The sequence below is a fragment of the Streptomyces sp. NPDC002403 genome (genome assembly GCF_053593015.1).
This window is the reverse complement of record NZ_JBSFBQ010000007.1, coordinates 292714-304556: the sequence shown is the minus strand read 5'-3', so window position 1 is coordinate 304556 and position 11843 is coordinate 292714. Positions and strand designations below refer to the sequence as shown.

The following is an 11843-nucleotide window of genomic DNA, read 5'->3' as shown; positions in this document are numbered from 1 at the left end:
ACGCCGCGCGGCTGGCGCAGCTCGGTGACCTTGGTGAGGGTCGGTACGACTCCGGTGTGCCGCTTCGGCTTCAGGTACGAGCCGGCCCTGCGCCCAGGGTGCCCGGGTAGAGGTACTTCTGCGGCGGGAGGACGGTGCCGTCCACCCAGGCCGCGAAGAAGCCCTTGAGGTCCTTGCCCGACACCTTCGCCGCCAGCGCCTCGAACTGCCGGAACGAGGCATTGCCGTATGCGTGGTCGCGGGTCCAGGTCCGGAGCGTCCGGAAGAACGCCTCGTCGCCCACCGTGCGGCGCAGGGCGTGCAGCATCAGCGAGCCCTTGAAGTACAGGGCCGCGTCCAGTTCCTTGCCCGGTCCCGGGTCGTAGAGCCTGACGGACCAGAACGAGGGATCGTTCCTGTACTGCTCCACCTCGGACCGGTAGTAGTCCCGGTCCAGGTCGGCGCCCTTGTGCTCCTCCCACAACTGCCCGGCGTACTGGGCGAAGCACTCGGCGGCGCAGCCGTCCCGCCAGTCCTTGAACGAGACGCTGTCACCGAACCACTGGTGGGTGTTCTCGTGGACCATCGAGGCGTCGAAGAGCATGGAGCCGTAGGTGGGGCGGCTCTGCGTCTCCAGGGCGAGGGGGCCGTCGGACGGCTCCTTCGGTTCCCCGACGACGATGGCACCCGCGGAGGAGAACGGGTACGGACCGAACTTCGAGGCCAGGAAGTCCAGGATCTCCGTCTGCTGGGCCTCCGCCTCGGGGTCGATGACGGCGTCCGGGCTGTACGCCGTGATGACCGGTGTTCCCGCGGCCGTCCGGCCGCGGTGGACGGTGAAGCGGTCGATGGCGACCGTGCTGAGGTACGTGGCCATCGGCCGGTCCTCGGACCAGCGGAAGGTCCTTCTGCCGTCCTTCAGGCTCTCCGGGCCGGGCAGCCCGTTGCCGACGGCCGTCCAGCCGTCGGGGACCGTCGCGGTGAGGGCGAAGGTGGCCTTGTCGGACGGGTGGTCGTTGGAGGGGTACCAGGAGGTCGCGGAGTGCGGCTCGCCCGCCACGTTCGCGCCGCCGCTCCGCAGGGTGTGCCAGCCCTCGGGGTCGGGCCTGCCCGCGTACTTCACCCGGACCCGGAACGTCGCGCCCTTCGCCACCGGGCGGGCCGGGGTGATGAGCAGTTCATGGGCGCCGGCCCGGGAGAACGTCCTGGCCGGCACGCCGTCCACCTCCACCGATGCCACGGTGAAGCCCTTGAGGTCGAGACCGAACCGGTCCAGGCCGGTCAGGGCGCGGGCGGTGACGGTGGTGTCGCCGTCCAGACGGTCGGTGTGCGCCGGGTCGTACGAGATGCGGACGTCGTAGTGGGAGACGTCGTAGCCGGAGTTGCCGTCGTCGGGGAAGTACGGGTCGCCGAGACCCGGTCCGCCGATGGCGGCCGAGGCGGGGACGGCGGCCAGCACGGAGCCGCTCACGACCGCGGCGACCAGGGCGGTGACGGTCCTGCGGCGTCGGTTCGGTCGGTCCGGTCGGTTCAGGATTCTGCGCATGTCTCGTTCCTGGGGGCGGAGGCCGGGGGTCAGTGCCGGGGCGTGGTGGCGGCGAGCTTCCGCAGCACGCCGACGATGGCGTCGGTGCTGGTGGTCTCCGTCTTCGGATCCACGTTGGCCAGGTCGTCGCAGGCCTCGTGGATGCAGTCGGAGATGCCGGTGCTGAAGCCGGACGACGGGATGCCGGCATTGCCGAACGACTCGTGGTCCGAACCGCCGACGCCGATGTCGAAGGTCGGGATGGCCCGCTCGGCGAACCACGCCTCGAAGGCATGCTGGGCCTCGGTCTCGCCGTGCTCGTCGTCGTGGACCACGAGCCACTGCCGGGTGTTCCTGCTGCCCGCCTGGTCGAAGTTGAGATAGACGTCGATCCTGCGGCGTTCGGCCCCGGAGAGCTTGCTGACGTAGCTCGCCGAGCCGATCAGGCCCTGTTCCTCCGCGCCCCACCACGCGAACCGCAGATGCCGTTCGGGTGCGAGACCGGACTCGGCCACCTGGAGGGCCGCGGCCAGGACCGCGGCCGAACCCGAGCCGTTGTCGTTGATCCCCGGGCCCTCCCCGACGCTGTCGAGGTGGGCCCCGGTCAGCACCACATGGTCCGGGTCGCCGCCCGGCCAGTCGGCGATCAGGTTGTCGCCCGTGGCCCCGGCGTGCGTGAACGGGACCAGCCGGGTGCGGAAGCCCGCCCGGTCCAGGGCGCGTTTCACGTACGCCACCGAATCCGCGTACCCCTTCGTGCCGTGCGCGCGGTTGCCGCCGTTGCGGTCCGCGATGCCCTGCAGGGCCCGCAGATGGGGCATCACCTGCTGTTCGGAGACGGTGGGGGCGGCGGTGGGCCGCGATTCCGCGGCGGCGGGGACCGCGGACAGGGTCAGGGAGATCCCGAGAACTCCGGCCGCCAGCCGGGGATGGTTTCTGCGTGACGTCATGCGCACCCTTTCGAGGACGAGCACTTCGAGGCCGGGGCGCTCGCCCCGGTGGACCTCGGTCAGGCTGGCCGGGCGGTGTCAGAGAATTGTCGGGAAGTCGTCGGGGAGCGGTAGTGCTTCGACCGGGGGAGCGTCAGCGCTTCCGCAAGGGGTGCGGCGGGCCGGGCCACCGCCGGAACGGCCGCGACGGCGTCCGGCCGGGACACCCGAGAGCCGCCGGGCATTGTCCAGCCCGGTGCGCATTGCACATACTGGCGGCCGACGCGACCGAGCACGTACGGGGAGAGACATGACCGAGAGCACCGGCCGGACGGGCACCGAGGGGCAGGGCGGTACCGCAGTCGCCCAGGAACCGGCAGGCGGGCCCATGGTCCGGGTCGAGGACCTGCACCGCTCGTACGGCTCCGGCGCCGGTGCGGTGCACGCGCTGCGCGGGGTGTCCTTCGAGGTGCCGCGCGGCGAGCTCATCGCGCTCAAGGGGCGCTCGGGTTCGGGCAAGACGACCCTCCTCAACCTGCTCGGCGGGCTCGACAGCCCCGACGGCGGACGGATCACCGTCGACGGCACGGACCTCGCCGAGCTCGGCGAGAACGGGCTCCTGGAGCTGCGCAGGGACCGGATCGGTTTTATCTTCCAGTCGTTCGGCCTGATCCCGATCCTGACCGCGGCGGAGAACGTCGGCGTGCCCATGCGGCTGCGCAAGGCGGACCCGAGCGAGCGCGAGGAGCGGGTGGCGCTGCTGCTCTCCCTGGTCGGCCTCGCCGACCACGCGGCCCAGCGCCCCGGCGAGCTCTCCGGGGGGCAGCAGCAGCGCGTCGCGATCGCCCGCGCGCTCGCCAACCGGCCCGCCCTGCTGATCGCGGACGAGCCGACGGGACAGCTCGACGCGGAGACCGGGCTCGCGGTGATGGAGCTGCTGCGGGCGGTCGTGCGCAGCGAGGGCGTCACCGCGCTGGTGGCGACGCACGACACCCAGCTGCTGGGGCTGGCGGACCGGGTGCTGGAACTGAGCGACGGACACATCGTCGAGCACGCGTAGGGCCCGTCCGGGGCGTCAGAATCCTGTCAATTCGGTCCCTCGCCCCACCCCGCGCCCCATTTGTCGACAATGCGCGAGGTAGCTTCGAACCGGCTGCCGCATCGGACGCAGCCGGTTCGAGAGAAGACAATGGGGCCATGGCACGCGGCAAGCTTCGGATCTACCTGGGTGCGGCACCCGGCGTCGGCAAGACGTACGCGATGCTCTCCGAGGCCCATCGACGCGTGGAGCGGGGCACCGACTGCGTCGTCGCCTTCGTGGAGCACCACGACCGGCCGCGCACCGAGGTCATGCTGCACGGCCTGGAGCAGGTCCGGCGCCGCGAGATCGAGTACCGCTCCGCCGTCTTCACCGAGATGGACGTCGACGCGGTCCTGGAGCGCGCCCCCGCCGTCGCCCTGGTGGACGAACTGGCCCACACCAATGTGCCGGGCTCCCGCAACGCCAAACGCTGGCAGGACGTCGAGGAACTCCTCCAGGCCGGCATCGACGTGGTGTCCACCGTCAACATCCAGCACCTGGAGTCGCTCGGTGACGTCGTCGAGGCGATAACCGGCGTGCGGCAGCGCGAGACCGTCCCCGACGAGGTCGTCCGCAGGGCCGACCAGCTCGAACTCGTCGACATGTCGCCGCAGGCGCTGCGCCGCCGGATGGCCCACGGCAACATCTACAAGCCGGACCGGATCGACGCCTCGCTGTCCAACTACTTCCGCCCCGGCAACCTGACCGCCCTGCGCGAGCTGGCCCTCCTCTGGGTCGCCGACCGGGTCGACGAGTACCTCCAGCAGTACCGCGGCGAGCACAACATCCGCACCACCTGGCAGGCCCGCGAACGCATCGTCGTCGGACTCACCGGCGGCCCCGAGGGCCGTACCCTCATCCGCCGCGCGTCCCGGATGGCGGCCAAGGGCTCGGGCAGCGAGATCCTCGCCGTCTACATCGCCCGCAGCGACGGGCTGACCTCCGCATCCCCCAAGGAACTCACCGTCCAGCGAACCCTCGTGGAGGACCTCGGCGGCACGTTCCACCACGTCATCGGCGACGACATACCGTCGGCGCTCCTCGAATTCGCGCGCGGGGTGAACGCCACGCAGATCGTCCTCGGCTCCAGCCGCCGCAAGGCCTGGCAGTACATCTACGGACCGGGCGTGGGCGCCACCGTCGCCCGGGAGTCCGGGCCCGACCTCGATGTCCACATCGTCACCCACGAAGAGGTCGCCAAGGGGCGCGGTCTGCCCATCGCCCGCGGTGCCCGGCTCGGCCGGGTGCGGATCATCTGGGGCTGGCTGGTCGGGGTCGGCGGCCCGGCCCTTCTCACCCTGCTCCTGGCCGGTCTGGACAGCGGTCCCGGACTCGCCAACGACGTCCTGCTCTTCCTCTTCCTGACCGTGGGCGCCGCGCTGCTCGGCGGACTGCTGCCGGCCCTCGCGTCGGCCGCCGTCGGCTCGATGCTGCTCAACTACTGGTTCACCCCGCCCACCCACACCCTGACCGTGCAGGACCCGGAGAACTTCGTCGCCATCGTGATCTTCTTCGCGGTGGCGGTCTCGGTCGCCTCGGTCGTCGACCTGGCGGCCCGCCGCACCCATCAGGCGGCACGGCTGCGAGCCGAGTCGGAGATCCTCTCCTTCCTGGCCGGCAGTGTGCTGCGCGGCGAGACGACGCTGGACGCACTCCTCGACCGGGTCCGCGAGACCTTCGGCATGGAGTCCGTCGCCCTGCTGGAGCGCAGCAGCGACGTCGACCCGTGGACCTGCGCCGGGAGCGTCGGACCGGGACCGGTGGCCCGGCCCGAGGACGCCGATGTGGACATGCCCGTCGGCGACCACATGGCCCTCGCCCTCTCCGGCCGGGTGCTGCCCGCCGAGGACCGCAGGGTGCTCGGCGCGTTCGCCGCCCAGGCCGCCGTCGTACTGGACCGGCAGCGCCTGGTCGACGAGGCCGAGGAGGCCCGGCGGCTCGCCGAGGGCAACCGGATCAGGACGGCGCTCCTCGCCGCCGTCAGCCACGATCTGCGTACCCCGCTCGCCGGTATCAAGGCCGCCGTCAGCTCCCTGCGCTCCGACGACGTCGCCTGGTCCGACGAGGACCAGGCGGAACTCCTGGAGGGCATCGAGAACGGCGCCGACCGCCTCGACCACCTCGTGGGCAACCTCCTGGACATGTCCCGGCTCCAGACCGGCACGGTCACCCCGCTGATCCGCGAGATCGACCTCGACGAGGTGGTCCCGATGGCGCTCGGAGGAGTCCCCGAGGACAGCGTCGACCTGGACATCCCCGAGACCCTGCCGATGGTCGAGGTCGACCCCGGGCTGCTGGAGCGGGCCGTCGCCAACATCGTCGAGAACGCCGTGAAGTACAGCCGCCACGCGGAACGCGTCACCGTGGCCGCCAGCGCGCTCGGCGAACGTGTCGAGCTACGGGTGGCCGACCGCGGCCCCGGAGTCCCGGACGACGCCAAGGAGCGGATCTTCGAGCCCTTCCAGCGCTACGGCGACGCCCCGCGCGGCGCGGGCGTCGGACTGGGGCTCGCCGTGGCCCGCGGCTTCGTGGAGTCCATGGGCGGCACGCTGGACGCCGAGGACACCCCCGGCGGGGGCCTCACCATGGTGCTGACCCTCAAGGCGGCATCGGGATACGTTCCGGTCAGCCCCGAACTGCCCGCGCGGGTCACCTCATGATCCCGCGGGACACCGCATGACCACGCAGTTCACCTCATGATCTCCGGCACGTTCCGGGAGATCGCCGTACAGCAGAAAGGCAGGGCCCCCATGACACGGGTGCTTGTGGTCGACGACGAGCCGCAGATCGTACGCGCCCTCGTGATCAACCTGAAGGCGCGCAAGTACGAGGTGGACGCGGCGCCCGACGGCGCGACCGCCCTCCAGCTCGCCGCCGCCCGCCACCCCGATGTCGTCGTCCTCGACCTCGGGCTGCCGGACATGGACGGCGTCGAGGTGATCAAGGGGCTGCGCGGCTGGACCCGGGTGCCGATCCTGGTGCTCTCCGCCCGCCACACCTCCGACGAGAAGGTGGAGGCGCTGGACGCCGGCGCCGACGACTACGTCACCAAGCCGTTCGGCATGGACGAGCTGCTGGCCCGGCTGCGCGCCTCGGTCCGCCGCGCCGAGCCGGTCGGACAGCACGGCTCCGACGACGTCGTGATCGTCGAGACCGAGGGGTTCACCGTCGACCTGGCGGCGAAGAAGGTCCACCGCGCGGGACGCGACGTACGGCTCACCCCCACCGAGTGGCACCTGCTGGAGGTCCTGGTCCGCAACAGCGGCCGGCTGGTCAGCCAGAAACAGCTGCTCCAGGAGGTCTGGGGACCCTCGTACGGCACCGAGACCAACTATCTGCGGGTCTACATGGCCCAGCTGAGGCGCAAGCTGGAGGCCGACCCCTCGCACCCCCGGCACTTCGTCACCGAGCCGGGCATGGGGTACCGCTTCGAGCGCGGCTGAACGGGGCGCGAGGAGCTCCTCCGTGACTCTCCCCGGTCACTCGTTCGAGTGAGACCGGGGACACCCGCCCGGAGCAGCCGGGACCGGTACCCTTCGGGTATGAGTGCTGTTCCTCGATCCGACAAGCCCGGCAAGGCGGAGAAGCCGTCGGGCCGCTTCCGGCGGATGCTCGACCGGCTGTCCAGCTCCCAGGAGGACCTCGAGTCCGAGGAGCTGCAGGAGGACGCGCAGGCCTCGGGCTGCACACGGATCTCCGAATGCACCGACCGCCAGATCGTGAAGGTGACTGGTACCTTGCGGACCGTCACCCTGCGGCCGCGCGCCGGAGTGCCCGCCCTGGAGGCCGAGCTCTTCGACGGCACCGCGCCACTGGACGTCGTCTGGCTGGGCCGCCGCTCCATCGTGGGCATAGAACCGGGCCGCAGGCTCATCGCCTCCGGCCGGATCGCCATGAGCCACGGGCGCCGGGTGCTGTTCAACCCCAAATACGAACTCCGACCGCTCGGCAAGGAGTAGCCGGTGACGTCTCTCGACAAGCCGACGTCCGACACGGACCCCACCACCCGCACCGACCAGCAGGCGACCGACACGAAGGCGGTCACCGAGGCCGCGCTCTTCGAGGCGTTCGGCGGTGTCCGGGGCATGGTGGAGACAGTCCTTCCCGGGCTGCTGTTCGTCACCATCTTCACGATCAACAAGGATCTCCACCTCTCGGCCATCGCGGCCCTGGTGGTGTCGCTGATCCTCGTCGCCGTGCGGCTGATCCGGAGGGACACCGTCAAGCACGCCTTCAGCGGTGTCTTCGGTGTGGCCTTCGGCGTGGTCTTCGCGATGATGACGGGCAATGCCAAGGACTTCTATCTGCCGGGCATGCTCTACACGCTCGGCCTGGCCCTCGCCTACCTGATCACCACCCTCGCCGGGGTGCCGCTGATCGGTCTCATCCTGGGGCCGGTGTTCAAGGAGAACCTCTCCTGGCGCACCAGGAACCCCGGCCGCAAGAAGGCGTACGCCAAGGCCAGTTACGCCTGGGGACTGATCCTGCTCGCCAAGTGCGCGATCCTCTTCCCGCTGTACTGGTGGGCCGACACCACCCAGTTGGGCTGGATCCTGGTCGCGCTGAAGATCCCCCCGTTCCTGCTCGCGGTCTACCTGACCTGGGTCTTCCTGGCCAAGGCGCCGCCGCCCATCGACGTCTTCGCCGAGATGGAGGCCGAGGAGCAGGCGGAGAAGGAGCGCAAGGCCGCCGCCGCCGTGCGCAACCAGGAGTTCTGAGCCGGGCGTTCCGGGAACCGCGATCGCCGGACATACGGAAGGGCCCGGAACCGTGTCATACGGTTCCGGGCCCTTCCCGCGTCCGTGCCGTCCGCGCCCGAGGGTCAGTCGTCCGAGTCGCCCCGGCGCACCGACAGCAGGTCCTCCAACTGTTCCTCGCGTGCCTGCGCGGCCACGAACAGCAGCTCGTCACCGGCCTCCAGGGTCTCCTCGGTGCTCGGCGTCAGCACGCGCTGACCACGGATGATGGTGACCAGCGAGGTGTCCTCGGGCCAGGCCACCTCCCCGACCCGGGTGCCGGCCAGCGCCGACTCCGGCGGCAGCGTCAGCTCGACCAGGTTGGCGTCACCGTGGCTGAAGCGCAGCAGCCGGACCAGATCCCCGACGCTCACCGCCTCCTCGACCAGCGCCGACATCAGACGCGGCGTCGAGACCGCCACATCGACACCCCAGGCCTCGTTGAACAGCCATTCGTTCTTCGGGTTGTTGACCCGGGCGACGACCCTCGGCACGCCGTACTCGGTCTTCGCGAGCAGCGAGACGACCAGGTTCACCTTGTCGTCGCCGGTCGCGGCGATCACGACGTTGCAGCGCTGCAGCGCCGCCTCGTCGAGCGAGGTGATCTCGCAGGCGTCCGCCAGCAGCCACTCGGCCATGGGCACCCGCTCCACCGAGATGGCCGTCGGCGCCTTGTCGACGAGCAGCACCTCGTGCCCGTTCTCCAGCAGCTCGCCCGCGATGGAACGCCCCACCGCACCGGCCCCGGCAATCGCGACACGCATCAGTGACCGCCCTCCTCAGGACCCTCGGCGAAGGCCGCCTCGACCTTCGCGATCTCGTCCGTACGCATCATCACGTGGACCAGGTCGCCCTCCTGCAGCACCGTCTGCGAGGTGGGCAGTATGGCTTCGCCCAGCCGGGTGAGGAACGCCACGCGGACGCCCGTCTCCTCCTGCAGGGTGCTGATCTTGTGGCCGATCCACGAGGGTGTGGTGTGCACCTCCGCGAGCTGCACACCACCGCTCGGATCCCGCCACAGCGGCTCGGCGCCCGAAGGCAGCAGCCGCCGCAGCATCTGGTCCGCGGTCCAGCGCACGGTGGCGACCGTGGGGATGCCGAGACGCTGGTACACCTCGGCGCGCCGGGGGTCGTAGATCCGCGCGGCGACATTCTCGATGCCGAACATCTCGCGGGCCACCCGGGCGGCGATGATGTTCGAGTTGTCGCCGCTGCTCACCGCTGCGAACGCGCCGGCCTCCTCGATACCCGCCTCACGGAGAGTGTCCTGGTCGAAGCCGACACCCGTGACGCGCCGTCCGCCGAATCCGGACCCGAGGCGACGGAACGCCGTCGGGTCCTGGTCGATGACGGCGACCGTGTGCCCCTGCTGCTCCAGGGTCTGCGCGAGAGCGGCTCCTACTCGCCCGCAGCCCATGATGACGATGTGCACCTTGCGCCTACCTCGCAGTCCTGGTCGTCCGGCTGACCTGCGAAAACACCCTGCTCACACTTCTTTCTCAGCTTGCCGGGCAAACAACGGGGCAACGGTTCTGTCCCGTTGCCCAGGATGAGCTTATGCGGCCCGGAGTGCGAAGCCTCATCCGAGTGCGCTTTCGCCGCGCCCCGCCCGGTGGGCGCCGCCGGGCCGCCGCTCGTGGCTGCCCACGGACGGGGTCTTGAGTACGGAGCGCACAGACATCTAACATGTCAGTTCATGGAGACCCTGCGCCCCGTCCGACGGACCCTGCTGCGGGACAGCGCCTACGAGGCGATCCGCGACGCCATCGTCCGCGGCGACCTCCCGCCCGGTGCCCCGGTCCGCGACGCCGACCTCGCCGAACGCCTCGGACTCTCCCGCGCCCCCGTCCGCGACGCGCTGTCCCGGCTCTCCGGCGAGGGCCTCGTCGAATCCAAGCCACAGAGCTACACCCGGGTGACCCGGCTGGTACCGCGCGACGTCCGGGACGCGGCGGCCGTCGTACGGGCCATGCAGGAACTGGCCGCCAGGACCGCAGTGCCCCGCCTCACGGACGCGGACGTCGCCGCGATGCGCGCCGCCAACGACCGGTTCCGGGACGCGACCGGCCGCGGCGACGTGGTGGAGGCGCTGCGCGCCGACGACCAGCTCCACGACGTCCTCGTCACCGCGTGCGGCAACCGTGCCGTGGCCGCCACCGTCGAGCGCTACACCCCCTTGATCCGGCGCCTGGAGTGGCGGAGGTTCGGCACGGCCGGCTCCGCGCACGGCTCGGCGGAGCTGCACCAGCGGCTGATCGAGGCGTGCGCGGAACGCGATGCCGAAGCCGCCGCGCGGATCACCGCAGAGATCTGGCGGGCGCTCGAAGAGCTGGCCGACGAACCGCCCGAGTAGCCCGGCGGCCCGACAGCGGGCCGCCGCAGCATCCATTCAGCCTTCCGCCGCAGCACCCCACCCAGCCTTCCGCCGCACCACCCCACCCAGCCTTCCGCCGCACCACCGAGCCAGGGAGCCCGTATGACCACCACCCCGTCCGCCTCCCCGTCCCTCTCCTCCTACGACCGCTACCCCCTCCTCTTCGGCCCTTCGCCGGTGCACCGGCTCGACCGGCTCACCGAGCACCTCGGCGGCGCCGCGATCTGGGCCAAGCGGGAGGACTGCAACTCCGGCATCGCCTACGGCGGCAACAAGACCCGCAAGCTCGAATACCTCGTCGCCGACGCCCTGGCGAAGGGCTGCGACACCCTCGTGTCCATCGGCGGTGTCCAGTCCAACCACACCCGCCAGGTCGCGGCGGTCGCCGCCCGCGCCGGTCTGAAGTGCGTACTCATCCAGGAGAGCTGGGTCGAGTGGCCCGACGCCGTCTACGACAAGGTCGGCAACATCCTGATCAGCCGCCTGGCCGGCGCCGACATCCGCCTGGTACGCGCCGGGTTCGGCATCGGCGTCAAGGAGAGCTGGGAGCAGGCGCTGCGCGAGGTGGAGGAGGGCGGCGGCAAGCCGTACGCCATCCCCGCGGGCGCGTCCGACCACCCGCTGGGCGGGCTCGGCTTCGCGAACTGGGCGTACGAGGTCGCCGAGCAGGAACGCGCGCTCGGCGTGTTCTTCGACACCGTGGTGGTCTGCTCGGTGACCGGCTCCACCCAGGCCGGCATGGTCGCGGGCTTCGCCGCGCTGGAGGAGGCGGGCGCCCGCCCGCGGCGCGTCCTGGGCATCGACGCGTCCGCCGAGCCCGCCCGTACCCGCGAGCAGATCGCCCGGATCGCGGCCGGCACCGCACGGCTCATCGGGGTGCGCCGGGAGCTCACCGCGGACGACATCGAACTCGACGAGCGCTACCACGCGGGCACCTACGGCATCCCCGACGGCACGACCCTCGACGCGATGCGGCTCGCCGCCCGAACCGAGGGCATGATCACCGACCCCGTGTACGAGGGGAAGTCGATGGCGGGAATGGCCGACCTTGTGGCCCGCGGCGAGATCGCCCGCGATTCCACCGTCCTTTACGCACATCTCGGCGGTCAGCCCGCATTGAATGGTTACAGCGCCCTTTTCGCGGACGCTTAGTGCAAGGATTTCGTTAAGGATTTCGTGGCTTTTTCGTCCGAGCGCAGGAGATTGCAGGGCCACGGGG

Annotated in this window: 11 protein-coding genes; 7 read left to right on the top strand and 4 right to left on the bottom strand. The window is 71.0% G+C overall.

The window, feature by feature from the left end:
- Positions 1 to 70: 70 nt before the first annotated feature.
- Positions 71 to 1525, bottom strand: a complete 1455-nt coding sequence (locus ACWCPY_RS11955; protein ID WP_451264183.1) for a M1 family metallopeptidase — start codon at positions 1523 to 1525, stop codon at positions 71 to 73.
- A gap of 29 nt (positions 1526 to 1554) precedes the next feature.
- Entirely contained in the window at positions 1555 to 2454 is a 900-nt protein-coding gene (locus ACWCPY_RS11950; protein WP_451264182.1) for a M20/M25/M40 family metallo-hydrolase, read from the bottom strand.
- 289 nt (positions 2455 to 2743) lie between these two features.
- Between ACWCPY_RS11950 and ACWCPY_RS11945 the strand changes: the two genes are divergently transcribed.
- The 5 genes from ACWCPY_RS11945 to ACWCPY_RS11925 all read left to right on the top strand — a co-directional run bounded on the left by ACWCPY_RS11945 (position 2744) and on the right by ACWCPY_RS11925 (position 8232).
- A complete protein-coding gene (locus ACWCPY_RS11945) occupies positions 2744 to 3493 on the top strand; it encodes an ABC transporter ATP-binding protein (RefSeq protein ID WP_451264181.1) in 750 nt (249 codons plus the stop codon).
- A gap of 137 nt (positions 3494 to 3630) precedes the next feature.
- The gene (locus ACWCPY_RS11940; protein WP_451264180.1) at positions 3631 to 6174 is read left to right on the top strand and encodes an ATP-binding protein; all 2544 of its coding nucleotides are present in this window, start codon (positions 3631 to 3633) and stop codon (positions 6172 to 6174) included.
- A gap of 90 nt (positions 6175 to 6264) precedes the next feature.
- Positions 6265 to 6957, top strand: coding sequence for a response regulator (locus ACWCPY_RS11935; protein ID WP_072486035.1), 693 nt, complete (start codon positions 6265 to 6267; stop codon positions 6955 to 6957).
- 99 nt (positions 6958 to 7056) lie between these two features.
- Positions 7057 to 7473: an OB-fold nucleic acid binding domain-containing protein gene (locus tag ACWCPY_RS11930; RefSeq protein ID WP_451264179.1), complete on the top strand. Its 417-nt coding sequence runs from the start codon at positions 7057 to 7059 to the stop codon at positions 7471 to 7473.
- A 3-nt stretch (positions 7474 to 7476) separates the two neighbouring features.
- The gene (locus ACWCPY_RS11925) at positions 7477 to 8232 is read left to right on the top strand and encodes a DUF3159 domain-containing protein (RefSeq protein ID WP_451264178.1); all 756 of its coding nucleotides are present in this window, start codon (positions 7477 to 7479) and stop codon (positions 8230 to 8232) included.
- Between the two features lie 104 nt (positions 8233 to 8336).
- Here the strand turns inward: ACWCPY_RS11925 and ACWCPY_RS11920 are convergent, their stop codons facing one another.
- Positions 8337 to 9014 (bottom strand): potassium channel family protein, encoded by a 678-nt coding sequence (locus tag ACWCPY_RS11920; protein WP_072485888.1) that lies wholly within the window; start codon positions 9012 to 9014, stop codon positions 8337 to 8339.
- Complete coding sequence (locus ACWCPY_RS11915; RefSeq protein WP_072485889.1) at positions 9014 to 9682, bottom strand: potassium channel family protein; 669 nt, start codon at positions 9680 to 9682, stop codon at positions 9014 to 9016. The genes ACWCPY_RS11920 and ACWCPY_RS11915 overlap by 1 nt, the downstream gene beginning before the upstream one ends.
- A gap of 264 nt (positions 9683 to 9946) precedes the next feature.
- Here ACWCPY_RS11915 and ACWCPY_RS11910 point away from each other — a divergent pair, with 264 nt between their 5' ends.
- On the top strand, positions 9947 to 10603 hold the full coding sequence (locus tag ACWCPY_RS11910; RefSeq protein WP_451264177.1) for a GntR family transcriptional regulator: 657 nt from the start codon (positions 9947 to 9949) through the stop codon (positions 10601 to 10603).
- 123 nt (positions 10604 to 10726) lie between these two features.
- Positions 10727 to 11776 (top strand): 1-aminocyclopropane-1-carboxylate deaminase, encoded by a 1050-nt coding sequence (locus ACWCPY_RS11905; RefSeq protein ID WP_451264176.1) that lies wholly within the window; start codon positions 10727 to 10729, stop codon positions 11774 to 11776.
- Positions 11777 to 11843: the final 67 nt, after the last annotated feature.

Excerpts from the sequence above, each read along its gene's own strand:
- ACWCPY_RS11955 (WP_451264183.1), bottom strand. The coding sequence starts at position 1,525 with ATGCGCAGAATCCTGAACCGACCGGACCGACCGAACCGACGCCGCAGG.
- ACWCPY_RS11950 (WP_451264182.1), bottom strand. The coding sequence starts at position 2,454 with ATGACGTCACGCAGAAACCATCCCCGGCTGGCGGCCGGAGTTCTCGGG.
- ACWCPY_RS11945 (WP_451264181.1), top strand. The coding sequence starts at position 2,744 with ATGACCGAGAGCACCGGCCGGACGGGCACCGAGGGGCAGGGCGGTACC.
- ACWCPY_RS11940 (WP_451264180.1), top strand. The coding sequence starts at position 3,631 with ATGGCACGCGGCAAGCTTCGGATCTACCTGGGTGCGGCACCCGGCGTC.
- ACWCPY_RS11935 (WP_072486035.1), top strand. The coding sequence starts at position 6,265 with ATGACACGGGTGCTTGTGGTCGACGACGAGCCGCAGATCGTACGCGCC.
- ACWCPY_RS11930 (WP_451264179.1), top strand. The coding sequence starts at position 7,057 with ATGAGTGCTGTTCCTCGATCCGACAAGCCCGGCAAGGCGGAGAAGCCG.
- ACWCPY_RS11920 (WP_072485888.1), bottom strand. The coding sequence starts at position 9,014 with ATGCGTGTCGCGATTGCCGGGGCCGGTGCGGTGGGGCGTTCCATCGCG.
- ACWCPY_RS11910 (WP_451264177.1), top strand. The coding sequence starts at position 9,947 with ATGGAGACCCTGCGCCCCGTCCGACGGACCCTGCTGCGGGACAGCGCC.
- ACWCPY_RS11905 (WP_451264176.1), top strand. The coding sequence starts at position 10,727 with ATGACCACCACCCCGTCCGCCTCCCCGTCCCTCTCCTCCTACGACCGC.